Genomic DNA, 25,444 nt, shown 5'->3' on the forward strand with positions numbered 1-25,444 from the left:
TCCTCTTTTTTAATATTTCCACCTATAGTGTCCTGTGATGGGGGATTGATAGGAGGACAATTTCACCTCGGCTGCAAAGGGGTAGGTATTATGGATAATGTACGGAGTGCCATCCTTTGCTCTTCTGTCAGATACTATCCCTACATGATCATATTCCCCTCCTAGGAATACAACAATGTCCCCTGGCTGCCAAGATTTAAGATTTTCCACATCGTGTGGGATCAATTCCGTTGTCAGGGATTCTGCAAACCGTTTAAAAAAGACATCCTGATTCGGCACTCTCCTGAAGTCGATATTTGGATCAGGGTTTCCTTCGACACGTGGATAAAGCTTTACGTTCTGTGCTATATCCTTATCCATCAAGTCCTTCAGATTGATGTCTGCTCCATGGAATCCACGCCATATTACATCAGTACAGACGCCTTCTTCCTCGGGTGGATATCCACCATCATAATAAGTACTCTTGTAAGAGGTGCGACGTTCCACTTCGCCGCGTGCTGTTTGAACTATATCGAGGGGATCTGGAGTATCATTTCCGTTGTTATCCTTTTTTGAAAAATCTGAAGGAACCTCAACCGTTCGACTAAAAGGATTCCCCACATGAATTCCAATATGATCGAGTATCAATCCATCCCTGAAAAAGAAAAGAAATGAAAGTATCCCTATTAATGATACCGAAAAAAATGTAATCAGTTTTTTCTTCACGGCTTCACCCCTGATAACTCTTTTTCTCCATATTTTAACACGATTCTATATTTTGCTGCTTTAAAAATGCCTCTATCTGCTTGATGTGATGATCATCATGCTCCACAAACATCTCCAAGAATTTTTCCGGAGTAAAGATTCTTTTTCCTTTTCCAATTGTAAATGACGTATCAACTGGAATTTCGCTTAGATTTTGTAAAAGTAGTTCCCGGGTCAGGGTAAATTCGGCTATCAGCTCTTTAGTGGTAGAAAATTCAACAATATGCAACATGGCTTTTTCATTATAAGCATCATGATCTGGAAATTCAGGTAGTGAAGCACCTTCTGACATTTGTGGAACCATGACATCCAATAAGAATTTGTCCCAGTGATAGATGTGTCCGATAATTTCCCGGATGCTCCATTTGCTTTGCTCGGTTTCTTTGGTCAATCTTTCTTCGGGTAAAGTAAGTAGCGATTGAAAGTAATTTTTATTCTGCTCGTATTTTTTCATGCTCATGTTATCCATCGTATTACATCCTTTCGAAATTTTCTCACTTCTTAACTATACCGCATGTAATGGGAACGCACAAGAACGTATATTCGCATCCCGTTATTGGTGCTATCTACCAGTTTCTTAATCGATAAAAAAGGTTATATCCTGATTAACTGGCACAATTATCCCCATAAAGATGAAATTACTCCTGAAATGACCTCTGAAGCTTGAAAAATTACACAATTTGTCGGAAAGTTATCATAATTTTAAAGAATTTTGGACATTAATACTATTACAATAATAAGTAAGAGGGTGAAATGATGAGAAGGATCCGTAAACGTTCTTTTGAAGAGCTTGTTCTGGAAAATAAGCAGCTGCTTTTAAAAGATGAGGAAGCTCTTCGGAAAATTGAAGACCGTCTGGAAGAGAAGATGTTGAATAAGGCCGAATAACTTTCAAATATTTCTTGTTATGAAAATCCCTCCACTTTGAGATAGTAAAAGTAGGAGGGATGTTTTTATGAGTAATCCAAAAGGAAGCAGAAAGCATTTTATGCCAAACCATATTGGTACACAACCGCAGGAAGCGGGAGGAAATAAGGGTAAGCAGATGCAGGATACTTCAGGCAAGCATGCTCAAGTCATTCAAACAAAAGGCGAATAGTTTAACCAACATTTTCAAGTTTGTAAAACGCTTTATCAGCCCAAACTAATGGTTGTAGTATATCTTCATGATTAGGGAGGCGTTACGTTATGGCAGAAAACAGACAACACCGTGCAAACCCGGACGATCGCAGTGACAATGTAGAGAAGCTACAAAGCATGGTCCAGAACACAATTGAAAATATCGAAGAAGCTCAGGAATCCATGCAGTTTGCCGGACCAGAGGAAAGAGAGCAGATCGAGGCAAAAAATCATCGTCGTGAAGAAAGCATCGCAGCGTTCCGTTCCGAAATAAAGGACGAAGCTGGCTCTCGTGAAAACGGCTTTCAGTAAACAATAGGACAAAAGGTGGGCATTTAACAATGCTCATCTTTTTTAATGTGGAAAAATATTCATTTATGGTATCATAATAAGATACTTTCTAAGCAAATGGGGGAAAGAGGATGTTAGTATCAACAAAAGAAATAGAAGTAAGATACGCAGAAACGGATCAGATGGGTGTGGTCTATCATGCCAACTATCTAGTATGGATGGAGCTAGGCAGGACGCAGCTCATCAAAGATCTTGGATTCTCCTATGCCCAAATGGAGCAGGACGGGGTCATTTCGCCTGTCATCGATATAAATGTCACCTACAAAAAACCGCTTCGCTATGGGGAAGTGGCGACTATTCAGACATGGATTGAAACTTATGATGGATTTAGGGTTGTCTATGGATATAAAGTGTTGACCCCGGATGAAGAGATCGCTCTTATCGGCAGCTCGTCACATGTTTGCGTGAAAAAGGAAAACTTCAAGCCGATCATTATCCGTAAAAAATATCCAGAGTGGCATCAAGCTTACGAGGATGCGAAAAAGCAAGGAGAGTAAAAACAATGGCCTTCGGGATAGCTCGGGAAGAACTTAAAAGGTGGAAGGAGCAAGTCTCCAAGGGGAAGATAGCATTTATTACCCATTACTGGATCCACCCGCGATTTGAGGGCATCAACACCGTGACGAAAGCGGGCTGCAGTGATGTGGAAAAGCTGATAGCATGGGGTCATTCATACGGCCTGAAAAAAGAGTGGATACATAATCGGGAAAAGTACCCTCATTTTGATCTGATTGGCGACAAACAGCTCGAGATTTTGATCTGTGAAAACCAGTTGCAGCAGATAGAGCGTTTTTTTCCAAAAGAAAAGAATTAGGATAATGTGCATCCTAATTCTTTATTTTCATTCATAACCGAATATCGGCTCGTTCAGCTCTTCATCCATCGTTATGTGAAGGTCATGGCCATCAAAGTACCATTCGTCCTTTTCTTCTACAAAGAATATGAGGCCATCCTGTTCCACGCTTGCAGCAGGCTGGTCTGGACTTTCCTGGACTATTCCGAGTGAAAATCCTTTTTGAACGGTGCTGCACCCTCCATAACGGATATGAAAGCGGATATGATCGCCGCTTTTAAGTTCAAGTTCATTTTTATACCAGTCTATCGCTGATTGAGACATTGTCATTTTCATAAGAGCAACTCCTTATTAATCGTATGCATGAATTTTTTTATGGCGCTGGAGTTTCCATTTGAAAAAATACATGTTCTTTATGTACTTTCTTATTATAACTAATTTCCACAAGATGAACCAAACGAAACCACTCAAGGGGGAAAATCGATGGAGCTGCCATACACGATATGCTTTATAAAAAGGGAAGATTCCATTCTCCTGCTTTTTAGAAACAAAGCACCGAATAAGGGTAAATGGAATGGCGTCGGAGGTAAAATTGAAAAAGATGAAACACCATATCAAGCCGTTTACCGTGAAACGCTGGAAGAGACAGGTTTGCTGATCAAGGATCTGACTTTCAGGGGAATTGTATCATGGAATAACAGAGGCGGGATGTATGTTTTTACCGGAACAAAGATAGAAGGCACCCTGCTTGAAGGTCCTGAAGGCAGATTGGAATGGAAGAAGCTCGATTGGATCAAAACTTCCGATCAAGTGGTAAGCAATATGTCTATCTTTTTGCCTGAAGTATTAGGAGCGGAACCACCAAAAGAGCATGCATTCACCTATTCGGTTGATGGTAAAATAATGGATTATAATTTGAAGCAGCTATCATCTTCAATCATTCAATCAGCACAAAAGGAAACAAGCTTCGATTCAGTTGGTTCTGCAAATTAAAGGGGAAAATCTGGAATCAGTTTTTTCATAATTCCAAATATGGAGGGTTGTAAAGTGAAAAGAGTGGACGTGGCGTATGTGATCCTCCTTAGTGAGAACAAGGAGAAAATACTGATGGTGAAGAATAAAGGAACAAAGGGATCCTATTACACCTTACCAGGCGGGGCAGTGGAGCCCGGGGAAACCTTGGAGGAAGCAGCAAGTAGGGAAGCAAGGGAAGAAACGGGTCTGATTGTAGAGACGAAAGGGCTTGCAGGGGTTTCTGAGGGATTTTTTGAGGAAAGGGGCCATCATGCTGTATTCTTCTATTTTCATGCAGAGAAAAAAAGCGGGGAAATCGGGATATCTTTTCCGGATGAAATAGAAGAAGTCGTATGGATGGATTGTGCACAAGCGAAAGAATACATAGGTATTCCGAGTATTGATGGAAGCATACCATACAGCTTTCAAGGAGTAAAATAGATAGTTTACAAGGAGAGGGAGTACAAATGACCATTAAAAGAGTAAGGTTGGATCATCTAAAGGAAGCGGCACATCTTTTCAATCTTTATCGAGTATATTATGACCAAAAATCAGATATGGAAGGCGCGGTCAACTTTCTGCGCGAAAGGATTTCCAATGAGGAATCTGTCATTTTTCTGGCTTATGAACAGGAGCAGGCAGTTGGTTTTACCCAATTGTATCCGACCTTTTCGTCTGTCCAAATGAAACGGACATGGGTGTTGAACGATCTGTTTGTCCAAGAGGAATATCGTGGACATGGTTATGGAGAACAATTGGTGAGGCAGGCCATCGAGTTTGCAGATAGCAGGGATGCAGCAGGGGTGCTTCTTGAAACGATGCCAGATAACGTGAACGCACAGCGACTCTATGAAAAAATAGGCTTCAAAAAGGAAGAGAATTATTATTATTTTTATAAGATTTAAGAATACTAGATTATAAATAAAGGATGGTGAAGGTTGATGTTTATCAAGGATGTTGTGGAAGAATATTTTTCTGCTTGGGATAGGGCATTCATTACAAAGGACCCTTCTGAAATAAAAAGTTTCATGTCAGAGAAGTTTGTTGGGTACTGGGCGCACTCAGGTTTGGATAGGCCACAAGAGTATGATTATCATTATGATCTTGTATCGGTATTGAATCAGTACCAGGATGCAACGAAGAATTTTAAGGTTGAATCCATCTCCCCCCGAAAAAATGGACAAGAATATATCGTCATGGGATGTGAAACAGCAGTGATAAGCGGAGCGGAATACCCTGCAAAATGCATGTTCATCTGGAGGGAAGAGAATCATGAGTGGAAATTGATCCGCGAGTACATAGAATTGGAGCGTTAGGGAATGAATGTTAGAAAAGCAATTCCAGAAGATGCAGAAAAACTTGCAGAGCTAATTAAAAAGGTAGAAGAATCCAACTTTATGCTCTTCGGTCCAGGCGAAAGGAAAGTGACAGGGGAGCAATTAAGAAAGAACCGGATTGGACCTTTGGAAAAAGATCAATCCTCAAACTTTCTTGTTGCTGTTGATGGGGAAGAACTGATTGGATACCTCATGGCAATTGGATCAACAACACAACGGACAGCACATTCTGTTTATCTCGTCATCGGGGTGTCGGAAACTGCACGCGGTAAAGGGGTAGGAACTGAATTGTTCCGCAAGATGGTGGAATGGGCGAAGAATAGAAACCTCCACAGACTAGAACTGACTGTCATGATACATAACGAAGCGGCAATAAATTTATACAAAAAGATGGGATTCGAAATAGAGGGTGTGAAAAAGCACTCTTTGTTTGTTGATGGAACGTTTGTGGATGAATTATACATGGAAAACTTCTGTAGATGAAAAAGCAATAAATTTGAGGTGCATATTAGATGGGTTGGTTTTTAAAGAGATTTGAAGAATTAACAAATATAGAGCTGTACAATATTTTGAAAGAAAGAACGGCGGTGTTTGTTGTGGAACAAACTTGCCCCTATCCTGAGGTTGATGGCAAAGATCCACACTCTTATCACCTTTATAAAGAGGAGAATGGGGAGATTATCGCATATTTACGAGTCCTCCCCCCAGGTGTTTCCTATAAGGAGGCTTCAATTGGCAGGGTCTTAGTGAAACAGGAATATAGAGGCCAGGGAATTGCTGAAGAACTATTAAGAAGAGGGCTGGATTTTATCCATGACGAATTAAAAAGAGACACTGTGAAGATTCAGGCACAGGATTATCTAAGAAACTTCTATGGCTCCTTTGGCTTCAAAGCAATTACCGAAACCTACTTAGAAGATAATATCCCACATGTAGATATGCTATTGCAAATACCTTAAATACGGGTGTATGTTGGCTTAAGTCATAAGTAAAAAAGGTTCAGAGCTAACGATACGCTCTGAACCTTTTGGTTATATGCATTAATTTGAAGTATCCCCATTAATCCACTGATACATATGCTCCATCATTTCATCATGCTTTGCCGCACCATTCGAAAATCCGAAGTTTGAAGCATCCTTCAGTGGTACAACGTGGTACTTGGTTGGATTGACCTGGGATACATAGGTCGGGATAAAGTCGTCAACCTTGATATCGATGTTTGTCTCAGCCCCGTCCACGAATTTCTCCACTCGCAGCTGAAGAATGCCGCCGATATCCTTATAGTCATCCTTTTGGCCGGATAGGAAGTTCCCTAGGGAGTACACTACAAACATTTTCTTGCCGTCCGGGCGGTCCAGGAATTTCATCGGCTGCAATACATGCGGGTGATGACCGATGACGATGTCAACATTCAATCCTGCCAGGAAATCGGCAAGGTCTTCCTGCTCACTGTTGGGAAGTAAAATATATTCGACACCCCAGTGCATGGCTACCACCACTACATCGGAGTTTTCTTTTGCTTCCTTTACATCCCGTTCGATTTTCTCACGGTCGATCAGGTTGACAAAGTATTCCTTGCCTTCCGGTACAGGAATACCATTTGTCCCGTATGTATAGGAAAGGAAAGAGAAGGTGATCCCGTTTTCTGTAATGGTGCGAAGCGTAGCGCGGTCTTCCTCGCTTTTATATCCGCCCACATACTGCATGTCAATCGTTTCATAATGGTTGATGGCATTCATGATCGCCTTCTCACCACGATCCAGGGTGTGGTTGTTGGCAATGCTTACAATATCAACGCCAGCTTCCTGGAGTGCATCTGCCACTTCAAAAGGGCTGTTGAAGCTTGGATAATTGGATAAACCGATTTCTGTTCCGCCGATGATCGTTTCCTGGTTGGCGATGGAGATGTCGGTTTCCTGTAAATATTGCTTCACACGTTCAAGCATTGGATTGAAGTTATAGCTGTTTTCACCCGTTTGGGCAGCCTCGTAGACCGTGCTATGAATAAGAAGGTCTCCTACAGCAGATATGGTTGCTTCTGTCCGATAAGATTTTTCTGCTGTTTCCACTTGCTTGTTCTGGTGTGCTTTTACTTCCTTCGGTGCTTCATTCTCCGTTTTGGAGGAGGAGTTATTATACTGATTTAATAATAGTCCTGAGAATGCGCCTCCTATTAGTAAGATTATTAGAATTGGTAAAACTATTTTCCATTTTGCTTTCACGATATTGACCCCTTTTTTCTATTCTATCTTCCACTATAATACATTTCCCCTATTTTTGTTATCCTTTCTTGGCAAAAAACGTCGAAACTTTAGATGGGTTGCAGGAATTTTTATTTGTATCCCGAAATAAAATGGGGAGAGCATCAATTATTGAAAGGGGTATCAATTATGCTAGCTTTTAAAAAGCCTGAAGTGGAACAGTTTTTTCGTGTATTCAATATACAGGATTTCACAGTAAGCCCTGATGAGACTCAGTTGGTCTATAGCACGAACCTTACAGGACACTACAATCTTTGGGGAATGGATCTGCCTAATAACTATCCATATCCGATGACATTCAAAAACCAAAGCTGTCATGCCTTGAAATACGAACCTAGCGGCGAATACATCTTGGCAAGCTTTGATCATGATGGAAATGAACTGACACAATTCTATGCATTGCCGACCCGTGGAGGGGATCTGGAGGATCTTCGTGTGGACGATGAATATCGTCATATGAATCCAAAGTTTTCAGAAGACGGTAAGAGGCTCTACTACACAGGCTCCAAAAACAATAAAACCTATTTGAATGCTTATCGATATGATCTAGATACAAAAGAGGAGACACTCCTTGTTGAAGGATCTGGAGCATCCACCTATCTGGCAGATGTATCAGCGGATGAAAAAAGCTTCCTGATATTGAAGCATTTTGCCAATACATATTCACTTGCTTATCTAGTAGAGGATGGAGAGACGATCCTGCTCACTCCTGAAACCGATAAACAACATACAGTTTCCAATGCCATTTTTACTGGTTCTTCTTCCATCTATCTCATAACGGATTATGATGAAGATAAGAGCTATCTGGCTCATTATGATGTTAATACTAAAACCTTTTCAAAAGTGACGGAGGATCATTCCCTTGATCTGAACGCCATGTACTATGATAAAAAGGGAAATAGACTTTATTTGGCTTCCTCAAACGGTGTAGAGGACAGTTTCTTTTCGTTCTGCTTGGAATCCCAAAGACTGAAAAAGGAAGAAACTCCTGTTGATATTATTGACAAAGTCGTCGTCGGAAAGAGCGGTACTGTCTACCTTCTTGGTAAAACGGCAACAAAGCCTGCCAATATTTTTAGAAGAAATGATGAAACATGGGAACCCCTTACCAATAACAGGGTCCCAGCCGTGTCTGATGAGGACCTTTCCGAGCCAGAGATTTTAACCTATCCTTCATTTGATGGCCTTGAAATTGAAGCATTATTCTTCCGTGCCAAGGAGGGAATCTCCAATGGACACGTGATTCTTTGGCCGCATGGTGGCCCTCAAAGCTCTGAAAGGAAATCTTTCCGGTCCTATTTCCAGTTTCTTGTGAATCGAGGATATAGCATATTTGCACCAAACTTCCGTGGGTCCTCAAACTATGGCCTAAGCTATATGAAAATGGTAGAGGGAGACTGGGGGCACGGCCCGAGACTCGACAATATCACCGGCCTAGAATGGCTGATAGACAACGGATATGCAGACCGGGATAAAATCTTCTTGATGGGTGGCAGCTACGGTGGCTATATGGCGCTATTGCTGCATGGAAGACATCCAGAATACTTTAAAGCAGTTATTGATATCTTTGGTGTAAGCAATCTGTTCTCCTTTATCGATTCCGTTCCAGACCATTGGAAGCCGGCAATGAAGCAATGGGTCGGTGATCCGGTCGAGGATAAGGAAAGATTGACTGTGGATTCCCCGACAACCTACCTGGACACGATGACAAAACCGATGCTGATCATCCAGGGAGCCAATGATCCACGTGTGGTAAAAAAGGAATCCGATCAGATTGTCGAAGCTTTGAAAGAGAAAGGACGCAGTGTGGAATATCTCGTCCTTGATGACGAAGGGCATGGATTCTCTAAAAAAGAGAATGAAATCAAGGTGTTCCAAGCTATACTGTCGTTTCTTGATTCTCATTTATAAGATAAAGAATATTTCCCAAGCTGGACTCAAGGTTCAGCTTGGTTTTTATTGATTGCAAGGTTTCATTACTCTAATTAGAGAGATTTTAAATAGGAGGTTAAGCAAATGACAAAATTCGGTTTTATACGTCACGGCAGTACTGCATGGAACAAGGAGAGAAGGGCACAAGGGAGTTCGGACATCCCTCTCGACCAGGACGGAATCGATGATGCTAAAAAGCTTGCTGCACGCCTGTCTTCAGAGAATTGGGATTATATATATTCAAGCAACCTTTTAAGGGCCAAACAGACAGCTGAGATTGTGGCAGAAAAGCTGAACGTACCTGCCCTCATCCTTGATACGAGGTTAAGAGAGGTGAGCGGTGGATTGATAGAAGGAACGACAGAAGCGGAAAGATTGGAAAAATGGGGAGCGGATTGGCACTCTATGGATCTTGGTATTGAAAAGGTTGATTCTGTCCTTGAGCGTGGACTCGAATGCTTGAAAGACATTCAGCTGAAGCATCCCGATTCCAACGTCCTGATTGTTAGCCATGGATCTTTCATCAGACATCTCTTAAAAGAATTGACTCCCGAAGTAGATTTAACAAGCCATCTTGAAAACACGTCCATTACAACCTTATCAATTTCGAATGATATATGGAATTGTGAGGCATACAATTGTGTAAAGCACCTGGATCAGACTGTAATTAACGGATAAAAGAAGGTAGCAAGGTGATGAAATTGCTCATCACCTTTTATATTTCCAAAATATACTTTCATTATTGAAACCTAAGATCTATAATGAGAATATATGTTCGCAACCCGTAAAGGAGGGCATATATGCTCAAAAATGAATCGGATATTATAAGAATAATAGAACAGGATTCCTGGATGATGGAGATACTGAAAACGGCACGTACCCTTGATTTACCGGATTGGTGGATTTGTGCAGGCTTTGTTCGTTCGAAAATCTGGGATACCCTTCATGGTTTCAATGAAAGAACGGAGCTTCCAGACATTGATGTCATCTACTTCGATCCTCACCTGGATTCAGAAGAAGCAGAAAAGGAATTGGAAGCGAAACTTGCAAGGATCCATCCAACAATTCCATGGTCTGTAAAAAATCAAGTTCGAATGCATCGGGTCAATAATCTCGAACCATATTCATCCTCCATTGATGCCATGTCCAAGTTTCCGGAAACGGCAACGGCCCTTGGAGTGAAATTGGATGAATCTGATTCCGTCATCCTTGCCGCTCCATGTGGGGTAGAGGATGTTTTGCAGCTGAAGCTGAGGGCAACGGAGTATTTTACGAAAACGGAGGAGCGGAAAAAGATATTTGAAGATAGAATCCTAAAAAAGGGTTGGCAATCCATCTGGACAAACATCGAGGTGGAGCACATCTATAAGTGATAGGAGGGATATGTATGCAGGGCTTGATTCATCATGTGGAGATCTTTGTTTCTGATCTAAAGAGGTCGAAAGAATTTTGGGGCTGGCTTCTTGAAGAGTTGGGCTATGATGTCTATCAAAAATGGGACAAAGGGCAAAGCTGGAAACTTGGGGAAACGTATCTCGTTTTTGTACAGGCAGAAGAAAGATTTCTGGATGTCCCTTATCATCGAAGCAGAGTGGGCTTGAATCATCTTGCCTTTCATGCTGCTTCAAGAGCTAAAGTGGATGAGTTGACGCTTGCATTAACAGAGCGGAATGTGACAATCCTTTATCAGGATAAGCACCCTTTTGCTGGAGGCAAGGATTATTATGCCGTATTTTTTGAGGATCCGGATCGAATTAAGGTTGAATTGGTTGCACCGCAAAATTGCTATTAAAAAAGAAGGGATAACCTATGACAGACAATATTAAAGTGGACATCTACACGATGTGTCTTGTTCAAGATGGGGAAAAGGTTTTGCTACTGAACAGACCCAGTAAAAAAGGGTTTCCTGGTTTTATCGCACCAGGAGGCAAATTGGATTTTCCGGAGAGCCTGACAGAAGGGGCGGCACGGGAAGTATATGAGGAAACGGGCCTTCATGTCAGTGAATTGATCTACAAAGGACTTGATGAATTTGTGGATGTGAAAAAGAACTACAGGTATATGGTGTTCAACTACCTAACCAGTACCTTTGAAGGGAGCCTTTTACAGGATCCCCCTGAAGGAACACTTCATTGGATCCCCATTCATGAAGCAATGGAGCTTCCGATGCAATCTTGGTTCAAAAGGAGATTTCCTCTATTTTTCCAGGAGGGAACTTTTGAAATCTACTCTGTGTGGGATGAGGAAGAAAAAGTGACCTTAAAGGAAACTATAAAAAAACTATAAAAAAAGCCCAGATATTCTCTGAGCTTTTTGACTCTAATCCTATCAGTTTGTCGGGTTTTTCTTTTTCAGGCTCAGCCAAGTGATCTTTGGCTCCGTTTTATTGATTATCCTGCTGATATTTGTCCGGTGTTTGAATATGACAAAGGCCGCTAGGAGAGATACAGCAATAATCAATGGAATGTCGCCGAAAATGATGCTGTAAGCCGTTGTGACGATTGCTGTGAGTATGGATGATAACGATACATACTTGGTAAGAAACAAGAATAAAAAGAAACAAAACAGCATGATGCCAAACATGATTGGACTGACAAATAGTAATACCCCGCCAGATGTTGCAACAGCTTTGCCTCCACGGAACTTTGCGAACACAGGATAGACATGGCCGACTACGGCACAAAGTCCTGCTATGAGTGGATGGATTTCGGCAGCAAAAAGGAATGGCAGTGATGCAGCAAGTGTGCCTTTCAGAATGTCACAGATGGTAACGATCATACCAGCCTTTACTCCTAAAGTACGGAATGTATTGGTTCCACCCAGATTCCCGCTGCCATGCTCTCTTATATCGATCCCATAGCCTATTTTACCGACAACAAGGGCAAAAGGGATGGAGCCTAATAGATAAGCAAGTATAAGGATAATAATTTCAATCATTCTATTAACTCCTTTATGTAGTATTCCTCTCTTTAATATATGCCAAATTTCAATAGAAGCAAAGGGTTTCTTGCAAGTTATGCAGAATAAAGTAGAGGTGGGAGAGGCTGTAACCGGGTGTTAAAACAAAGAATTTAGGGGTATACCAAACACATGTACCAATATGAAAGGGGTTAAAAATAATGAGTCTAGCTTATCCAAGTCGCGAGGAAATCGGCAAAATCTTAAAGAAAAGCAAACGAATTGCCGTAGTTGGCCTGTCGGATAATCCGCAAAGAACATCCTATATGGTTTCCAAAGCTATGCAGGATGCAGGTTATGAGATCATTCCTGTTAATCCGATAGTAGAGGAAGTATTAGGGGTGAAAGCCGTCTCTTCACTGAAGGAGATTGAGGGCCATGTGGATATCGTGAATGTTTTCCGCCGCAGTGAACATCTCTATGACGTTGCGAAGGAGTTTCTGGAAATCGATGCAGATATCTATTGGGCGCAGCTGGGGCTCGAAGACGAAAAGGCATACAATCTGTTAAAGGACAAGGGTTATACCGTGATCATGGATCGTTGTATCAAAGTGGAGCATGCTTTAACAAAATAGTGCTTTTCATCCTTGTTTTCTTCCATGAAGCAAGGATTTTTATTCTTTTTATGACAATATTCGCCAAAGGTTATTGGCGAAAGTCGAAGAACTCTATACAATAGAACATAGACAACATTAAAATGTATGTTAATATATAAACGAATATTTGTTTGTTGGGAAACGGCAAATTGGATAAATATTAATATATACGCAACATCTATACATATAGAGATAGTGGCAGTAGCAGTTGAAAGGGGTATGTTTTTGGTGGCAAAGAATACGATTGAATACAATGATGATGCGATACAGGTATTAGAAGGTCTGGAGGCAGTCCGTAAACGTCCCGGGATGTATATCGGCAGCACGGACGCCAGGGGCCTTCATCATCTTGTTTATGAGATCCTGGATAACTCTGTCGATGAAGCGTTAGGCGGATTCGGGGATCATATCATTGTGAACATACATAAAGACAACAGTATTAGCGTGAAGGATAAAGGCCGTGGTATGCCTACCGGAATGCATAAGATGGGAAAACCTACCCCAGAAGTCATTTTAACGGTATTACATGCAGGTGGAAAATTCGGCCAAGGCGGCTACAAAACAAGTGGCGGTCTACATGGAGTAGGTGCGTCTGTTGTTAACGCCCTATCCGAATGGCTGACTGTAACGATCAAACGTGATGGTTTTATTTATGAGCAACGCTTTGAAAATGGTGGAAAGCCAGTAACGACACTAGAGAAGATCGGTACGACGAAACAGACAGGTACAACGATTCACTTCAAGCCTGATACTACCATCTTCAGCACAACAACCTATAATTTTGAAACCTTATGTGAACGCTTGAGAGAATCTGCGTTCCTGCTGAAGGGATTAAAGATCGAGATAAATGATGAGCGAAATGGCGTCAAGGAAGTATTTCATTATGAGAGCGGAATCGAAGCCTTTGTGACTTATTTGAATGAAGAGAAGGATGCGCTACATAACGTGGTGTCCTTTGAAGGTTCTCAAAACGGAATCGAAGTGGATTTTGCATTTCAATTCAATGACGGCTACTCAGAAACGATCCTTTCTTTTGTCAATAATGTACGGACAAAAGACGGTGGAACGCATGAATCCGGTGCAAAAACCGCAATGACAAGAATTTTCAACGAATATGCGAGAAAAGTGAGTCTTCTGAAGGAAAAGGATAAAAACCTTGATGGATCTGATATCCGTGAGGGATTATCAGCAATCATTTCAGTCCGCATTCCTGAGGAGCTTTTGCAGTTCGAAGGTCAAACAAAAGGGAAGCTCGGAACAAGTGAAGCACGTTCAGCGGTAGACTCCATCGTTTCTGAGCATCTGGCATACTTTTTAGAGGAAAATCCTGATACGAGCTCGATGCTTGTAAAGAAATCTATCAAAGCTTATCAGGCACGTGAAGCGGCTAGAAAAGCACGTGAGGATGCAAGGAGCGGAAAGAAACGCAAACGCTCCGATGCGATGCTCAGCGGGAAGCTCACGCCAGCTCAATCTCGCAATCCGCAAAAGAATGAGATCTACCTGGTAGAGGGTGACTCTGCAGGCGGTTCGGCAAAACAGGGCCGTGATCGTCGATTCCAGGCAGTGCTGCCATTACGAGGAAAAGTAATCAATACAGAAAAGGCGAAGCTTGCCGATATTTTCAAAAATGAAGAGATCAATACGATCATCCATGCTATTGGCGGTGGAGTCGGACCTGATTTCTCGGTTGCTGATATCAATTACGATAAAGTCGTCATCATGACCGATGCCGACACGGACGGTGCTCATATCCAGGTGCTTCTGTTGACGTTCTTCTACCGTTATATGAAACCACTTATCGAAGCGGGTAAAGTGTTCATCGCATTGCCACCGCTATATAAGGTCAGTAAAGGTACCGGAAAAAAAGAGGTGCTTGAATATGCATGGTCGGACGAAGAATTGCAGGGTGCCATTCAGAAAATTGGCCGAGGATATGTGATTCAGCGTTATAAAGGTCTTGGGGAAATGAATGCAGACCAGTTATGGGAAACAACGATGAACCCTGAGACGCGTACGCTTATTCGAGTGCGCATTGACGATGCAGCGAGAGCGGAACGCCGTGTGACCACCCTGATGGGGGATAAAGTCGAGCCACGACGAAAATGGATTGAAAGCAATGTGGCATTCGGGCTTGAGGAAGACCCGAATATCCTGGAAAATGATAATTTATTGGTCGCTGAGGAGGTATAACAGATGACACAGACAGAGAAATTTCATGACTTACCCCTAGAGGAAGTATTAGGCGACCGATTTGGACGTTATAGTAAATACATTATCCAAGAGCGTGCATTGCCTGATGCACGTGATGGATTAAAGCCGGTACAACGCCGTATTCTTTATGCGATGTATCACGAAGGAAATGTGGCAGATAAACCTTTCCGTAAATCTGCCAAGACAGTTGGTAATGTAATCGGTAACTACCATCCTCATGGAGACTCATCCGTTTATGATGCGATGGTACGTATGAGCCAGGACTGGAAAGTGCGGAACATGCTGATTGAAATGCACGGTAATAACGGTAGCATCGACGGAGATCCTCCGGCTGCGATGCGTTATACCGAGGCAAGATTATCCCCGATTGCATCAGAGCTGTTAAGGGACTTGGATAAGCAGACGGTTGAATTTATCCCGAACTTTGATGATACAAGCAAAGAACCAACTGTATTGCCGGCTATGTATCCGAACCTTCTTGTGAACGGATCTACGGGTATCTCAGCAGGTTATGCTACCGATATCCCACCTCATCACTTAGGAGAAGTAATCGATGCAACAATCATGCGCATCGATAATCCGAACACAACCGTTGAGGAGCTGATGACTGCAGTCAAAGGGCCTGATTTCCCGACTGGGGGCATCATCCAAGGTGTGGAAGGGATCAAAAAAGCATATGAAACGGGAAAAGGGAAGATCATCGTCCGTGGAAAAGCGGAAGTGGAGGATGTTCGTGGTGGAAAGCAGCAAATCGTGATCACTGAAGTCCCTTATGAAGTGAATAAGGCAAATCTTGTGAAAAAGATCGATGAACTCCGCTATGATAAAAAAGTGGACGGTATCTCCGAAGTTCGCGATGAAACGGACAGAACAGGGCTCCGGGTCGTAATTGAGTTGAAGAAAGAAGCGGATGCAAACGGAATTCTTCATTATCTCTATAAGAATACCGACCTGCAGATAACATTCAACTTCAATATGGTTGCAATCTATAATAAAAGGCCGACCCTGATGGGATTGCCTCACTTCCTCGATGCCTATATTGCGCATCAGAAAGAGGTAATATCCAATCGTTCACGCTTTGAGCTGGAAAAGGCGAAGGAGCGCCAGCATGTTGTAGAAGGTCTCATGAAGGCACTTTCAATTTTGGACGAGGTTATTGCAACCATCCGTGCTTCCAAGGATAAGCGGGATGCAAAAGACAATTTGATTGCCAAATTCACATTTACAGAACCGCAAGCTGAAGCGATTGTTTCCTTGCAGTTATATCGTTTAACGAATACAGATATCACAGCACTTCAACAGGAAGCAGACGAGCTGGCAAAGAAGGTAGCGGAACTGGAAGCCATTCTATCCAGTGAAAAAAAGCTGTTTTCTGTTATCAAAACGGATCTGAAGCGTGTGAAAAAACTTTACACAAATGACAGAAAGTCCAAGATTGAACAGGAAATCGAAGAAATCAAGATCAATTTGGAAGTCATGATTCCATCCGAGGACGTCATTGTAACGGTGACGAAGGATGGATATGTAAAACGGACAAGTCTTCGCTCCTATTCAGCTTCCAATGGCCAGGATTTCGGCATGAAGGAAACGGACAGAGTCATTGCTAAACTCGACATCAATACAACAGATACACTGCTGTTGTTTACCAATAAAGGGAATTATCTATACTTGCCTGTCCATGAGCTCCCGGATATCCGCTGGAAGGACATGGGGCAGCATGTGGCCAATATCATAAGTATTGACAAGGATGAATTCATATTGAAGGCAATACCTGTCAGCAGCTTTGATGAGGCAAAATTCCTGTTGTTCGTCACGAGGAATGGGATGGTCAAAAAGACCGAGCTTTCTCAATATAAGGCACAAAGATACTCCAAACCGTTGTTGGCGGTCAACCTTAAAGGGGATGACCAACTCGTCAATGTTCATATTACAGATGGCACTCAGGATATCTTCCTTGCAACAAGAAATGGTTATGGACTCTGGTTTAACGAGGAAGAAATCAATATTGTCGGCGCCCGTGCGGCAGGGGTTAAAGGAATCAATCTTAAGGATGCCGACTATGTCATTAATGGATTGGTTTTTGAAAAAGAAACAAAGGTTCTGTTATTCATCGCAACTCATCGAGGCGCAGTGAAAAAGCTGAAGATTACCGAATTTGATAAAGGATCTCGTGCGAAACGTGGCTTGGTCATGCTGCGCGAGGTGAAAAACAACCCACACTTGATTGCAGCGGTAGATATTGTCCAATCGAACAGTCTTGTCTATATCCAGACGGAAAAAGGAACATTGGAAGTATTGGAATCTGCAAACTACCGGAACAATGACCGTTACTCAAACGGCTCATTCATCATCGATCAGCAAGAAGCTGGAGATGTATCGGAAATGTGGATTGTCGAACCTGAAGAAGCAAAATAGGCAGAAAAGAAGATAAAACTAAAAAAGCAGTGAACAGAGGGATTCTGTACACTGCTTTTTTTGATACTTGTTCAATGTTGATACGTTCAAGAGAAGGGAAGAGCAGAGGAGAATCACGTCAGTTGCTCTTAGATCTGCTTCTTACAATAAACAATGTCTGGAAGGTGGAATACACCACACCTAATATAGTTAACACAACCCCGCTGAAAAGCGCGCTTTTTACATCAGCCTCTTTTTTATGGGAGAGAAAAAACCAATTGCTGATCACATTACCTACAAGGATCGGGATTACAATCATGAAAATATGTCTCTTCTTCATACGGAAAACCTCCTTTTTTGGAAGTATCATTATTTAAGTAGTATTAACGGTTGTCCGGAAATTATGTTGGATGAGTGTAAGGGATAGTGAAAATCATTAAAAATGACGGAACTACATATGGAATTTAACATAATTGTGTTATGTAAACTTATAGGATGATTCTGAAAGAGGTGTGAGTAGAATGACCTTAATTGTTATAAAACAAGAATGTGCAATACATAGGAAATTGATAATAACTAGTGAGAAAGTTGCAGCAAATTTCTTTGGCAGATCCAGAAATTAAGGCTTTGAAATGGTTTATATGATTCGAGAACTTTTAGACGTAAAACTACGTAAAAAAAAATAGCAACTCATAAATCAAAAAAATCATCCGTTTCGTCTCACTATCCAGAGTATACTTAGTTATTGATACAGGATTTGTATTTTTAATTCAATTACCGATAATTTATATTATGTTAACCCGTAGAAAAAATAATAAGGATGACTATTCACCCTTATTTTCAATCTTATTAAATTCTTCCTTGAATTCAATATCATTCTTTAGCCAATTTGTATAAGTACTTACTTTAATTCCGGCAATTACACTTGATTGCAGTATACTCCTTGTCCTTTTATACTCTTGAAGGAAATTGAATTTTCTTGCTTTCACTGCACTTTTAGTTCGCTTTTCTCTATCTTTGAGCTTTTCAAGTGGAAGATGTTCTCTTTCAAATTCTAAAAATTTTCGCTTCAGATATAAATCACTATCTTTATAAATCCAATTAGCAAATAATTTTATTGATTTTCTACCAGAAATAAACAGTCTGTAATGATTATTTTTCTCCGTAATTCTAGAAGTTAATTCAACTTTGTATAATTCTTTTTGTAAAGAATTCATAAATGCAACAGACCCTCCAACAAAAGTAACTGTATACTTTGGATAATTAATACTCCCGTCTCCATCAAAATAACCTCTTACAAAGTGATGCAAATACTTTTCAGGAACTTCCGGAAATTCCACCGTCAGTGATTTATTAGGGGTTAACCCATGTAGGTTTATCAAATCATGCCTGATAATGCTGCTGTTGATATGAAACAGAAAGAGCCCTCTCTTCGTTTCCATAATCGGTTGATCAGATTGTAATTCCTGTTTGATATCTTCAAGTATTTCTTTATGCTTTTGTGAGATGGTAACACTCTGAGTGTTGCCATTAATGTTGCCATCTGCAAGGATGAATCCTAGAATATACGCCATATTATCCGACCAGGTTTTAAAGTAATCTTCGTTTAAATGGTACTTTCTCTTCCAAGAACCTCGTGATCTCATCTCAACGCTGTTATCATTTAGTAAATGTCTTATATATCTACTCGAAACATTGGCTTTCTCTGCTATTTCCGTCGTACTTTGACCATCCTTATATAATTGGATGATTTCTGATACTTCTAAAGTGAGTTTGGAACGATTGCTACGTTTAGAATTCATAATCCACTCTCCTTTTTAGGTATTTAGTACTACAATACAATTATACGAACATTTGTTCTCTTGTGCAAATAATAGCACTTTCAGCATTTAAAATTGTTCATTTTCCTTCTTGCCCATTAAAAAAGAACCTCAGCTTAGCCAAAGTCCCTCATCGAATTATGTGGATAGATTTATCTCCAAACAAACACATCTTCTATTCCAGAAACCCCTCTAATATACTCCTACTATATTGGAGGTGTTGCAATGAACCATCAAACCTTCCTGTTGGAAGCTGTAAACCTAGCAAACGAGAACGTGAAAACGGGTACTGGTGGCCCTTTTGGTGCAATCATTGTAAAGGATGGAAAAGTTATCGGACGTGGTGTCAATCGGGTCACTGGACAGCTGGACCCCACAGCCCATGCCGAGGTTCAGGCCATAAGGGATGCCTGTCAGAATCTAAAAGATTTCCAATTGAAGGATTGTATCCTATACACAAGCTGCGAACCCTGTCCGATGTGCTTTGGTGCGATTTATTGGGCCAGGATCAAGGAGGTCTTTTATGCAGGTTCTAAGCATGATGCAAAAGCTGCTGGGTTTGATGATGCCTTCATTTATGAGGAGCTTCGAGTAGATAGAACGGATAAAAAGATCCCTTTCTATCATGTGAAGCTGGAGACCGAAGAAAATCCATTCACCTTGTGGAGAGATGCAAGTATAAAAATAGAATATTGAGATCATGTGGTTGGATATAAGTACTGGCACAAGTTAGGAGGAATTGCATAATTTAAAGTTGACCCAAATTTACTTCAAAGGAATGAACAATTATGGGAACAACTATGGATTATACCTCCCCTTCCGTCCAATTTTTTTCCGATGTGAATAAAAGCAACTCTTTTAAGAAAAACAGTAAAAATTATATAAATGTTCTTGGCGTGGAACAGTTAAATACACTGGATAATGTCTCCCTGCTTGATATTTTTCTCAGCAAAGATAATATCATCGAGCCTCACTATCATCAAAATGCTGCGGAGCTCGTGTACTGTATATCTGGTTCAGCCGTTATATCGTTGTTGAACCCATTTACAAAGGTCATCTTAAACTACAAGGTTGCCCCTGGTCAGGTGGTCAATATCCCTCAAGGCTGGTGGCACTATGAAATTGCGACAGTAGACGATACTCATTTACTGGCGATATTCAATGCACCAACGCCAGAAGTAATTCTGGGATCAGATATTTTAGCCTTAACACCACCAAATATTATGGCAAATTCGTATTGTCTGGATGAGAACCAATGGAAAAAGGCAATAGCTCCAATTCAACCTTCCACCTTTATCGGTCCTAGCAATGACTGTAATCGTCGTGACCGGAATATGAATCTTGCTTTTGCTTATCCTCATTCCTATTTATATCAATATCAATACCAATACCCATACAATAATTTCTATCCTATTCGATGGTAAATACGGGAATCATTTTCCCATATTAAAAAGGACTCCAGCAATAACCGGAGTCCTTTTTAATATGAATTATTCAGGTAGTACCTCGTATGCCATTTTTCTGATTATCTCTTTGTGTTGGGGATATATCTTAAGCAATTCAGCTTGAGTAAACATTTCGAAGTCTTCAAAAACAAAGCCCGGAGAAACCATGCAGCCAACCAAGGAACAGGAATCCTCTTCGGCAACAGATGAACCGAAAATTGCGTTTTTTGGTACTAAAACTTGAGGAGTCTCCCCTTTTTCCAAGTCCAATCCAAGCTTATATTCCTTGTACTCCCCTGTTTCATGGATCACATGGACTGAAAGTGAGCTCCCGCCATGAAAATACCACAGCTCGTCAGATTTAAGGCGGTGAAAATGGGAAACATTTTTATCAGTCAATAGAAAGTAAATACTGGAATAAAGTGAACGCTTGCCATTAAAATCAGTGCTCAGCTCTCGATCAGTAATACTCTCATATGATGTGAAGGTCTGCTTATAATAGCCCCCCTCCGGATGTGGCTCTAGTTCAAGGTTCTCTACCCAATAATCAAGTGTATCGATATGCATGTCAGGATTCCTTTCGTTATAAGGTCATCAATGTAGGGTGTCCAGCAATTCAACTCCGATATTATCTGTATCCTCCCACTCGTGGAAGACCTCCAGGTGCCAACCCGCTACGTTGCGCTCCAGGCCTTGCTGTTCCATCCACGCATGTAATTCCCGGTACGCTTTTTTTATGTCATAGTTTGGTCCTCTATAGGTGGTGCTGGCATAGCTTTGGGAAGGGATGGTCAGGGTTACCATATCTGAGGGGATATCTTCAAACTCCTCCACTTCCACGCCGATCCAGTAGCCATCCTCTTCATCAGATGATGCGTCCACCACAAATGCGCCGTTCAACAAATGGGGATATAGTACATGTTTGATTTCTCCCAGTCTGTCAGAAAGCTTTTTTGTAGCCCGAGGTATTTCATATATGTATTTGTCGGCTGGACACAGGACTCTAAAGCCAACCAACTTCAATTCACCCAAGTCTTTGATGCCATTTTCATTATAGACAACTTCGTTCACTATATCTCCCCCTTTATTACTGTTAAAATACAATATTCGCCAAAAACCAGCAATAACCTGCTATTTTTCAGAATATAAATAATCCGGGGCAGCTACATTCACCCCGGATTTTAATTATTGTTCATCAATTTATGACTTCATCCACTATTCCATACATTTTTGCTTCTGATGCTGTCATGAAATTATCACGATCTGTATCTTTTGCCACTTTCTCTACAGGCTGCCCGGTCAAATCTGAAATCATCTGATTGATATCTTCTCTTAGCTTAAGAATCCTTCTGGCCGAGATTTCGATTTCCGTAGCCTGCCCCCTTGCTCCACCCAATGGCTGATGAATCATGATTTCACTATTAGGCAGTGCCAGCCGCTTCCCCTTCTTTCCGGCCATCAGTAAAAGTGCCCCAAATGATGCAGCCATTCCAATGCAGATCGTCCGTACATCGGGTTTGATATAGTTCATGGTGTCCAGGATGGCAAAGCCTGCAGTGGTGGAGCCACCCGGGGTATTGATATAGATCGAGATATCTTTTTCCGGATCGTCTGCTGCAAGAAAAAGCAACTGGGCCACTACACTGTTTGCCAACTGATCAGTTATTTCATCCCCAATCATGATAATGCGATCTTTCAACAGCCTGGAATATATATCATAGGACCTTTCCCCTCTATTCGAGTGTTCGATGACATACGGTATCATATTCATTATTGATTCCTCCTTGTTTATTATGCTGCACATGTTAATGTGCACGAAGGAGTGTGTGTAAAACCGGAGCGGGAAGTAGTAACGGCGGTCTTCAAGGTCTTAAAAGAAGGCAATAGTCTTATCAAAATGGATGGATCGGCAGTTTGGATGCTTTCTTCCATAAGCCTAGCCATTTCTTTTGCCTCATCTTCTAACCAGATGCAGTCAATCAATGGCTTTTCTACACCGTTTTTTTCCTTATTTAATCGATTTCTATAGCGGTGGATAATTGCCTTGACCGCTCCCTCGGTCAAATGGAGGTAATCCCCGATTTCTTGGTTCTGATAATGGAATACTTCTTTTAGAAAGAAGATGACCGCTTGTTTTGGAGTCAGCTGTTTCAGCAGGAAGTCATGGATGATGAAGGAGTTTTCGTTTGTTGAAGCCTTTGCATCTGATAGATCTGGCATCGTTTCAGACAAGTCCTCCCTATTCCTTTTCCTCCTGATATCCATCCAATGATTGAAGGCTATTTTCTCGATCAGCCTTCTACTGATTGCCGGAGATTCTTTATAGTTTGCCATTACCTTCGCAAATGTCTCCTGTGCAAGATCATCGGCATCCCAACGGTTCCGCGTCAAATAGTGACAGTACCTTTGAAGGGAATTGTATTGTTCTATTAGCTTTGTTTCGACTTTATCCATCCATTACTCACTCCTTTTACACCACTCATCTTTTAAACGTATAGGGGGCCTGCAAAGATACGGGTGATGAAAATAATTTGATCTACCCCCATAAAATCGAACCTGAATGTTAATATTCTATTGATACATACATTTTCATTACATACTACGATTGAAGCTAAAGGAGGTACTTTAAATGGAGGCATCATATGTGAAGGAATCCTTAATGGAATGGAAAGAAGAAATACTTTTGCAAAAGAAAGAGATCGACGATGAATATGAAAAGGTAAAGTGCGATCTTAGGCTTTATTCCATCAAATTCAGTATCACCAAACAGGTCATTCAATCTACCATCAATGACGAAATCATCAACAATATAAAAAATACCTATCATAGGCCATACGAGGAGAAATTCAACGAACTGAAACAATACATGAGGGAACTCGATGAGAAAAGAAAAGTGTTCCAGATGTTTGTAGAGAAAATTGAAAAAGTAAGTGAAGATGACCTTGTAGCAAAATGAAGGTGAATAAAGTCCCTGACAGCCAGGGACTTTATTTTTTTACCTCCCCTCCCACCTCTCCTGTTATTAGCCCTCTATCTCCTTTTTGTTACCGATCATGTTGGCAGGATCTACTTTCATATCAAACTCCTCCTCAGTCAACAGTCCAGTCTTCACAGCGGCTTCCTTGAGGGTGATACCTTCATGATATGCAAGCTTTGCAATTTTAGCTGCATTCTCGTATCCGATGAGTGGATTCAGCGCCGTTACGAGCATAAGGGAATTTTCAAGGTTCTCTTTGATTTTAATATGATTAGGTTCTATCCCCACGACACATTTATCATGAAAACTAATCATGGAATCTGCCAATAGCCTGATGGATTGAAGTAAGTTATAGATGATGACGGGTTTATAGACATTCAGTTCAAAGTTGCCTTGGCTTGCTGCGATACCGATTGTCACATCATTGCCCATCACCTGGGCTGCAACCATTGTAAGTGCCTCACTTTGGGTTGGGTTGACCTTCCCAGGCATGATGGAGCTTCCAGGTTCATTTTCAGGAATGAATATTTCTGCAATTCCGCTCCTTGGACCACTTGCGAGCCACCTGACATCATTGGCGATCTTCATCAAATCCGCTGCCAATGCCTTCAAAGCACCATGAACATGGACGATCTGATCATGACTTGTCAAAGCATGGAATTTATTTGATGCTGATCTGAAATCCCTGCCTGTATATAGGCTTATCTCTTTAGCTGCCATATCCCCAAAATCAGGATGGGCATTCAATCCCGTCCCTACTGCCGTGCCGCCGATTGCGAGCTCCTTCATATATTCGCTGCTTTCCTTCACCATGTTTTCACATTTTTCTAGCATATGATGCCAACCGCTGATCTCTTGTCCCAATGTCAATGGAGTGGCATCCTGGAGATGTGTGCGGCCAATTTTAATAACATCCTGAAATTCTTCCGCTTTTTGATGCAGTGTGCGCTCCAATTTCAATAAAGCAGGCATCAGCTTGTCTTCTATTGCAAGGACCCCTGCAATATGCAATGCAGTAGGAAATGTGTCGTTGGAGCTTTGCGACATATTCACATCATCATTCGGATGAAGCGTGAAATCCACCCCTCTTTCTTTAAGGATCTGATTCCCCCGTGTTGCGATGACCTCGTTCACATTCATGTTCGATTGGGTACCGCTCCCTGTTTGCCATACAACCAGCGGGAAATGGTCATCCCACTTGCCGTTGTAAATCTCTTCACAGGCGACAGTTATTGCTTCTGCTTTTTCGAGCGGTAGTTTTCCAAGCTTATAATTGGACACGGCGGCCCCTTTTTTTAATAGGGAAAAAGCTTGAATGACTTCTATAGGCATCCGTTCAGTTCCTATTTTGAAGTTCTCCAGGCTTCTCTGTGTCTGGGCACTCCATAGCTTGTCTTTTGGGACCTTTATTTCTCCCATGGTATCCTTTTCTATCCTGAAGTCCATATTCACCTTTCCTTCCCATGATTTTTTCTATTATTTATTATTC

General features: G+C 41.4%; 34 protein-coding genes. 22 read left to right on the forward strand and 12 right to left on the reverse strand.

Annotation, left to right across the window (positions count from 1 at the left end; all coding sequences use genetic code 11):
* Positions 1–9: 9 nt before the first annotated feature.
* Positions 10–705, reverse strand: coding sequence for a DUF1287 domain-containing protein (locus tag JOC95_RS04750; protein ID WP_204413949.1), 696 nt, complete (start codon positions 703–705; stop codon positions 10–12).
* A 34-nt stretch (positions 706–739) separates the two neighbouring features.
* Entirely contained in the window at positions 740–1,213 is a 474-nt protein-coding gene (locus JOC95_RS04755) for a DinB family protein (protein WP_239582708.1), read from the reverse strand.
* 287 nt (positions 1,214–1,500) lie between these two features.
* Between JOC95_RS04755 and JOC95_RS04760 the strand changes: the two genes are divergently transcribed.
* The 5 genes from JOC95_RS04760 to JOC95_RS04780 all read left to right on the forward strand — a co-directional run bounded on the left by JOC95_RS04760 (position 1,501) and on the right by JOC95_RS04780 (position 3,028).
* Positions 1,501–1,632, forward strand: coding sequence for an FbpB family small basic protein (locus JOC95_RS04760; RefSeq protein WP_204414686.1), 132 nt, complete (start codon positions 1,501–1,503; stop codon positions 1,630–1,632).
* Positions 1,633–1,699: 67 nt separating this feature from the next.
* Positions 1,700–1,843, forward strand: a complete 144-nt coding sequence (locus JOC95_RS04765) for an acid-soluble spore protein N (protein ID WP_010193544.1) — start codon at positions 1,700–1,702, stop codon at positions 1,841–1,843.
* A gap of 89 nt (positions 1,844–1,932) precedes the next feature.
* Positions 1,933–2,175 (forward strand): small acid-soluble spore protein Tlp, encoded by a 243-nt coding sequence (gene tlp / locus JOC95_RS04770; RefSeq protein ID WP_204413951.1) that lies wholly within the window; start codon positions 1,933–1,935, stop codon positions 2,173–2,175.
* A gap of 110 nt (positions 2,176–2,285) precedes the next feature.
* Positions 2,286–2,711: an acyl-CoA thioesterase gene (locus tag JOC95_RS04775; RefSeq protein WP_204413953.1), complete on the forward strand. Its 426-nt coding sequence runs from the start codon at positions 2,286–2,288 to the stop codon at positions 2,709–2,711.
* A 5-nt stretch (positions 2,712–2,716) separates the two neighbouring features.
* Complete coding sequence (locus JOC95_RS04780; protein ID WP_204413955.1) at positions 2,717–3,028, forward strand: hypothetical protein; 312 nt, start codon at positions 2,717–2,719, stop codon at positions 3,026–3,028.
* Between the two features lie 27 nt (positions 3,029–3,055).
* On the opposite strand, the gene JOC95_RS04785 is transcribed toward JOC95_RS04780, so the two are convergent.
* Positions 3,056–3,343: a HesB/YadR/YfhF family protein gene (locus tag JOC95_RS04785; RefSeq protein ID WP_204413957.1), complete on the reverse strand. Its 288-nt coding sequence runs from the start codon at positions 3,341–3,343 to the stop codon at positions 3,056–3,058.
* Between the two features lie 147 nt (positions 3,344–3,490).
* Between JOC95_RS04785 and JOC95_RS04790 the strand changes: the two genes are divergently transcribed.
* The 6 genes from JOC95_RS04790 to JOC95_RS04815 are packed head-to-tail and all read left to right on the forward strand — an operon-like array spanning position 3,491 to position 6,317.
* Positions 3,491–4,000, forward strand: a complete 510-nt coding sequence (locus tag JOC95_RS04790; RefSeq protein ID WP_204413959.1) for an NUDIX hydrolase — start codon at positions 3,491–3,493, stop codon at positions 3,998–4,000.
* A 54-nt stretch (positions 4,001–4,054) separates the two neighbouring features.
* Positions 4,055–4,462, forward strand: coding sequence for an NUDIX hydrolase (locus JOC95_RS04795; RefSeq protein ID WP_338083057.1), 408 nt, complete (start codon positions 4,055–4,057; stop codon positions 4,460–4,462).
* A gap of 26 nt (positions 4,463–4,488) precedes the next feature.
* The gene (locus tag JOC95_RS04800; RefSeq protein ID WP_204413963.1) at positions 4,489–4,926 is read left to right on the forward strand and encodes a GNAT family N-acetyltransferase; all 438 of its coding nucleotides are present in this window, start codon (positions 4,489–4,491) and stop codon (positions 4,924–4,926) included.
* Positions 4,927–4,962: 36 nt separating this feature from the next.
* Positions 4,963–5,337: a DUF4440 domain-containing protein gene (locus JOC95_RS04805; RefSeq protein ID WP_239582740.1), complete on the forward strand. Its 375-nt coding sequence runs from the start codon at positions 4,963–4,965 to the stop codon at positions 5,335–5,337.
* A 3-nt stretch (positions 5,338–5,340) separates the two neighbouring features.
* The gene (locus tag JOC95_RS04810) at positions 5,341–5,841 is read left to right on the forward strand and encodes a GNAT family N-acetyltransferase (RefSeq protein ID WP_204413967.1); all 501 of its coding nucleotides are present in this window, start codon (positions 5,341–5,343) and stop codon (positions 5,839–5,841) included.
* Positions 5,842–5,870: 29 nt separating this feature from the next.
* The gene (locus JOC95_RS04815; protein ID WP_204413968.1) at positions 5,871–6,317 is read left to right on the forward strand and encodes a GNAT family N-acetyltransferase; all 447 of its coding nucleotides are present in this window, start codon (positions 5,871–5,873) and stop codon (positions 6,315–6,317) included.
* Positions 6,318–6,398: 81 nt separating this feature from the next.
* Here JOC95_RS04815 and JOC95_RS04820 read toward each other — a convergent pair whose 3' ends face one another.
* Positions 6,399–7,580, reverse strand: a complete 1,182-nt coding sequence (locus JOC95_RS04820) for a CapA family protein (protein ID WP_204413970.1) — start codon at positions 7,578–7,580, stop codon at positions 6,399–6,401.
* Positions 7,581–7,748: 168 nt separating this feature from the next.
* Between JOC95_RS04820 and JOC95_RS04825 the strand changes: the two genes are divergently transcribed.
* The 5 genes from JOC95_RS04825 (at position 7,749) to JOC95_RS04845 (ending at position 11,837) form a co-directional block, all read left to right on the forward strand.
* On the forward strand, positions 7,749–9,530 hold the full coding sequence (locus JOC95_RS04825) for a S9 family peptidase (RefSeq protein ID WP_204413971.1): 1,782 nt from the start codon (positions 7,749–7,751) through the stop codon (positions 9,528–9,530).
* Between the two features lie 105 nt (positions 9,531–9,635).
* A complete protein-coding gene (locus JOC95_RS04830) occupies positions 9,636–10,229 on the forward strand; it encodes a histidine phosphatase family protein (protein ID WP_204413973.1) in 594 nt (197 codons plus the stop codon).
* 122 nt (positions 10,230–10,351) lie between these two features.
* Positions 10,352–10,924, forward strand: a complete 573-nt coding sequence (locus JOC95_RS04835) for a nucleotidyltransferase family protein (protein WP_204413975.1) — start codon at positions 10,352–10,354, stop codon at positions 10,922–10,924.
* Positions 10,925–10,938: 14 nt separating this feature from the next.
* Positions 10,939–11,343: a VOC family protein gene (locus JOC95_RS04840; RefSeq protein WP_204413982.1), complete on the forward strand. Its 405-nt coding sequence runs from the start codon at positions 10,939–10,941 to the stop codon at positions 11,341–11,343.
* Between the two features lie 17 nt (positions 11,344–11,360).
* The gene (locus JOC95_RS04845) at positions 11,361–11,837 is read left to right on the forward strand and encodes an 8-oxo-dGTP diphosphatase (protein WP_204413984.1); all 477 of its coding nucleotides are present in this window, start codon (positions 11,361–11,363) and stop codon (positions 11,835–11,837) included.
* A 42-nt stretch (positions 11,838–11,879) separates the two neighbouring features.
* Here JOC95_RS04845 and plsY read toward each other — a convergent pair whose 3' ends face one another.
* A complete protein-coding gene (gene plsY, locus JOC95_RS04850) occupies positions 11,880–12,488 on the reverse strand; it encodes a glycerol-3-phosphate 1-O-acyltransferase PlsY (RefSeq protein WP_204413992.1) in 609 nt (202 codons plus the stop codon).
* A gap of 182 nt (positions 12,489–12,670) precedes the next feature.
* On the opposite strand from plsY, the gene JOC95_RS04855 reads away from it, so the two are divergent.
* The 3 genes from JOC95_RS04855 to parC all read left to right on the forward strand — a co-directional run bounded on the left by JOC95_RS04855 (position 12,671) and on the right by parC (position 17,734).
* Complete coding sequence (locus JOC95_RS04855) at positions 12,671–13,084, forward strand: CoA-binding protein (protein ID WP_204413994.1); 414 nt, start codon at positions 12,671–12,673, stop codon at positions 13,082–13,084.
* A gap of 249 nt (positions 13,085–13,333) precedes the next feature.
* On the forward strand, positions 13,334–15,298 hold the full coding sequence (gene parE, locus JOC95_RS04860) for a DNA topoisomerase IV subunit B (protein WP_419096223.1): 1,965 nt from the start codon (positions 13,334–13,336) through the stop codon (positions 15,296–15,298).
* Positions 15,299–15,301: 3 nt separating this feature from the next.
* Positions 15,302–17,734, forward strand: a complete 2,433-nt coding sequence (parC, locus tag JOC95_RS04865; protein WP_204413996.1) for a DNA topoisomerase IV subunit A — start codon at positions 15,302–15,304, stop codon at positions 17,732–17,734.
* 118 nt (positions 17,735–17,852) lie between these two features.
* Here parC and JOC95_RS04870 read toward each other — a convergent pair whose 3' ends face one another.
* Both JOC95_RS04870 and JOC95_RS04875 read right to left on the reverse strand, forming a co-directional pair.
* Positions 17,853–18,053: a hypothetical protein gene (locus JOC95_RS04870; protein ID WP_204413998.1), complete on the reverse strand. Its 201-nt coding sequence runs from the start codon at positions 18,051–18,053 to the stop codon at positions 17,853–17,855.
* 484 nt (positions 18,054–18,537) lie between these two features.
* Complete coding sequence (locus JOC95_RS04875) at positions 18,538–19,515, reverse strand: LAGLIDADG family homing endonuclease (protein WP_204414000.1); 978 nt, start codon at positions 19,513–19,515, stop codon at positions 18,538–18,540.
* A gap of 243 nt (positions 19,516–19,758) precedes the next feature.
* On the opposite strand from JOC95_RS04875, the gene JOC95_RS04880 reads away from it, so the two are divergent.
* Both JOC95_RS04880 and JOC95_RS04885 read left to right on the forward strand, forming a co-directional pair.
* The gene (locus JOC95_RS04880) at positions 19,759–20,229 is read left to right on the forward strand and encodes a nucleoside deaminase (RefSeq protein WP_204414001.1); all 471 of its coding nucleotides are present in this window, start codon (positions 19,759–19,761) and stop codon (positions 20,227–20,229) included.
* A gap of 92 nt (positions 20,230–20,321) precedes the next feature.
* Complete coding sequence (locus tag JOC95_RS04885; protein WP_204414003.1) at positions 20,322–20,957, forward strand: cupin domain-containing protein; 636 nt, start codon at positions 20,322–20,324, stop codon at positions 20,955–20,957.
* Between the two features lie 66 nt (positions 20,958–21,023).
* Here JOC95_RS04885 and JOC95_RS04890 read toward each other — a convergent pair whose 3' ends face one another.
* The 4 genes from JOC95_RS04890 to JOC95_RS04905 form a co-directional block, all read right to left on the reverse strand.
* Positions 21,024–21,545, reverse strand: coding sequence for a cupin domain-containing protein (locus tag JOC95_RS04890; RefSeq protein ID WP_204414005.1), 522 nt, complete (start codon positions 21,543–21,545; stop codon positions 21,024–21,026).
* A 27-nt stretch (positions 21,546–21,572) separates the two neighbouring features.
* Positions 21,573–22,049 carry a GyrI-like domain-containing protein gene (locus tag JOC95_RS04895; protein ID WP_204414007.1) on the reverse strand — a complete coding sequence of 159 codons (477 nt, stop codon included), beginning with the start codon at positions 22,047–22,049 and terminating at the stop codon, positions 21,573–21,575.
* A 124-nt stretch (positions 22,050–22,173) separates the two neighbouring features.
* Entirely contained in the window at positions 22,174–22,749 is a 576-nt protein-coding gene (clpP, locus tag JOC95_RS04900) for an ATP-dependent Clp endopeptidase proteolytic subunit ClpP (RefSeq protein WP_204414009.1), read from the reverse strand.
* Between the two features lie 20 nt (positions 22,750–22,769).
* Positions 22,770–23,432: a sigma-70 family RNA polymerase sigma factor gene (locus JOC95_RS04905; protein WP_204414011.1), complete on the reverse strand. Its 663-nt coding sequence runs from the start codon at positions 23,430–23,432 to the stop codon at positions 22,770–22,772.
* A 175-nt stretch (positions 23,433–23,607) separates the two neighbouring features.
* Between JOC95_RS04905 and JOC95_RS04910 the strand changes: the two genes are divergently transcribed.
* Positions 23,608–23,934 (forward strand): hypothetical protein, encoded by a 327-nt coding sequence (locus JOC95_RS04910; RefSeq protein WP_204414013.1) that lies wholly within the window; start codon positions 23,608–23,610, stop codon positions 23,932–23,934.
* A gap of 66 nt (positions 23,935–24,000) precedes the next feature.
* Here the strand turns inward: JOC95_RS04910 and fumC are convergent, their stop codons facing one another.
* Complete coding sequence (fumC, locus tag JOC95_RS04915) at positions 24,001–25,401, reverse strand: class II fumarate hydratase (RefSeq protein ID WP_204414015.1); 1,401 nt, start codon at positions 25,399–25,401, stop codon at positions 24,001–24,003.
* Positions 25,402–25,444 lie beyond the last annotated feature (43 nt).

The sequence above is a fragment of the Sutcliffiella tianshenii genome, from assembly GCF_016908565.1.
Lineage (GTDB): Bacteria > Bacillota > Bacilli > Bacillales > Bacillaceae_I > Sutcliffiella_A > Sutcliffiella_A tianshenii.

Excerpts from the sequence above, each read along its gene's own strand:
- JOC95_RS04870 (WP_204413998.1), bottom strand. The coding sequence starts at position 18,053 with ATGAAGAAGAGACATATTTTCATGATTGTAATCCCGATCCTTGTAGGT.
- JOC95_RS04785 (WP_204413957.1), bottom strand. The coding sequence starts at position 3,343 with ATGAAAATGACAATGTCTCAATCAGCGATAGACTGGTATAAAAATGAA.
- JOC95_RS04810 (WP_204413967.1), top strand. The coding sequence starts at position 5,341 with ATGAATGTTAGAAAAGCAATTCCAGAAGATGCAGAAAAACTTGCAGAG.
- JOC95_RS04880 (WP_204414001.1), top strand. The coding sequence starts at position 19,759 with ATGAACCATCAAACCTTCCTGTTGGAAGCTGTAAACCTAGCAAACGAG.
- JOC95_RS04835 (WP_204413975.1), top strand. The coding sequence starts at position 10,352 with ATGCTCAAAAATGAATCGGATATTATAAGAATAATAGAACAGGATTCC.
- fumC (WP_204414015.1), bottom strand. The coding sequence starts at position 25,401 with ATGGACTTCAGGATAGAAAAGGATACCATGGGAGAAATAAAGGTCCCA.
- tlp (WP_204413951.1), top strand. The coding sequence starts at position 1,933 with ATGGCAGAAAACAGACAACACCGTGCAAACCCGGACGATCGCAGTGAC.
- JOC95_RS04840 (WP_204413982.1), top strand. The coding sequence starts at position 10,939 with ATGCAGGGCTTGATTCATCATGTGGAGATCTTTGTTTCTGATCTAAAG.
- plsY (WP_204413992.1), bottom strand. The coding sequence starts at position 12,488 with ATGATTGAAATTATTATCCTTATACTTGCTTATCTATTAGGCTCCATC.
- JOC95_RS04905 (WP_204414011.1), bottom strand. The coding sequence starts at position 23,432 with ATGGATAAAGTCGAAACAAAGCTAATAGAACAATACAATTCCCTTCAA.
- JOC95_RS04885 (WP_204414003.1), top strand. The coding sequence starts at position 20,322 with ATGGGAACAACTATGGATTATACCTCCCCTTCCGTCCAATTTTTTTCC.
- JOC95_RS04910 (WP_204414013.1), top strand. The coding sequence starts at position 23,608 with ATGGAGGCATCATATGTGAAGGAATCCTTAATGGAATGGAAAGAAGAA.
- JOC95_RS04765 (WP_010193544.1), top strand. The coding sequence starts at position 1,700 with ATGAGTAATCCAAAAGGAAGCAGAAAGCATTTTATGCCAAACCATATT.
- JOC95_RS04875 (WP_204414000.1), bottom strand. The coding sequence starts at position 19,515 with ATGAATTCTAAACGTAGCAATCGTTCCAAACTCACTTTAGAAGTATCA.
- JOC95_RS04855 (WP_204413994.1), top strand. The coding sequence starts at position 12,671 with ATGAGTCTAGCTTATCCAAGTCGCGAGGAAATCGGCAAAATCTTAAAG.
- JOC95_RS04780 (WP_204413955.1), top strand. The coding sequence starts at position 2,717 with ATGGCCTTCGGGATAGCTCGGGAAGAACTTAAAAGGTGGAAGGAGCAA.
- JOC95_RS04755 (WP_239582708.1), bottom strand. The coding sequence starts at position 1,213 with ATGGATAACATGAGCATGAAAAAATACGAGCAGAATAAAAATTACTTT.
- JOC95_RS04790 (WP_204413959.1), top strand. The coding sequence starts at position 3,491 with ATGGAGCTGCCATACACGATATGCTTTATAAAAAGGGAAGATTCCATT.
- parC (WP_204413996.1), top strand. The coding sequence starts at position 15,302 with ATGACACAGACAGAGAAATTTCATGACTTACCCCTAGAGGAAGTATTA.
- clpP (WP_204414009.1), bottom strand. The coding sequence starts at position 22,749 with ATGAATATGATACCGTATGTCATCGAACACTCGAATAGAGGGGAAAGG.
- JOC95_RS04825 (WP_204413971.1), top strand. The coding sequence starts at position 7,749 with ATGCTAGCTTTTAAAAAGCCTGAAGTGGAACAGTTTTTTCGTGTATTC.
- JOC95_RS04845 (WP_204413984.1), top strand. The coding sequence starts at position 11,361 with ATGACAGACAATATTAAAGTGGACATCTACACGATGTGTCTTGTTCAA.
- JOC95_RS04815 (WP_204413968.1), top strand. The coding sequence starts at position 5,871 with ATGGGTTGGTTTTTAAAGAGATTTGAAGAATTAACAAATATAGAGCTG.
- JOC95_RS04800 (WP_204413963.1), top strand. The coding sequence starts at position 4,489 with ATGACCATTAAAAGAGTAAGGTTGGATCATCTAAAGGAAGCGGCACAT.
- JOC95_RS04830 (WP_204413973.1), top strand. The coding sequence starts at position 9,636 with ATGACAAAATTCGGTTTTATACGTCACGGCAGTACTGCATGGAACAAG.
- JOC95_RS04890 (WP_204414005.1), bottom strand. The coding sequence starts at position 21,545 with ATGCATATCGATACACTTGATTATTGGGTAGAGAACCTTGAACTAGAG.
- JOC95_RS04760 (WP_204414686.1), top strand. The coding sequence starts at position 1,501 with ATGAGAAGGATCCGTAAACGTTCTTTTGAAGAGCTTGTTCTGGAAAAT.
- JOC95_RS04775 (WP_204413953.1), top strand. The coding sequence starts at position 2,286 with ATGTTAGTATCAACAAAAGAAATAGAAGTAAGATACGCAGAAACGGAT.
- JOC95_RS04805 (WP_239582740.1), top strand. The coding sequence starts at position 4,963 with ATGTTTATCAAGGATGTTGTGGAAGAATATTTTTCTGCTTGGGATAGG.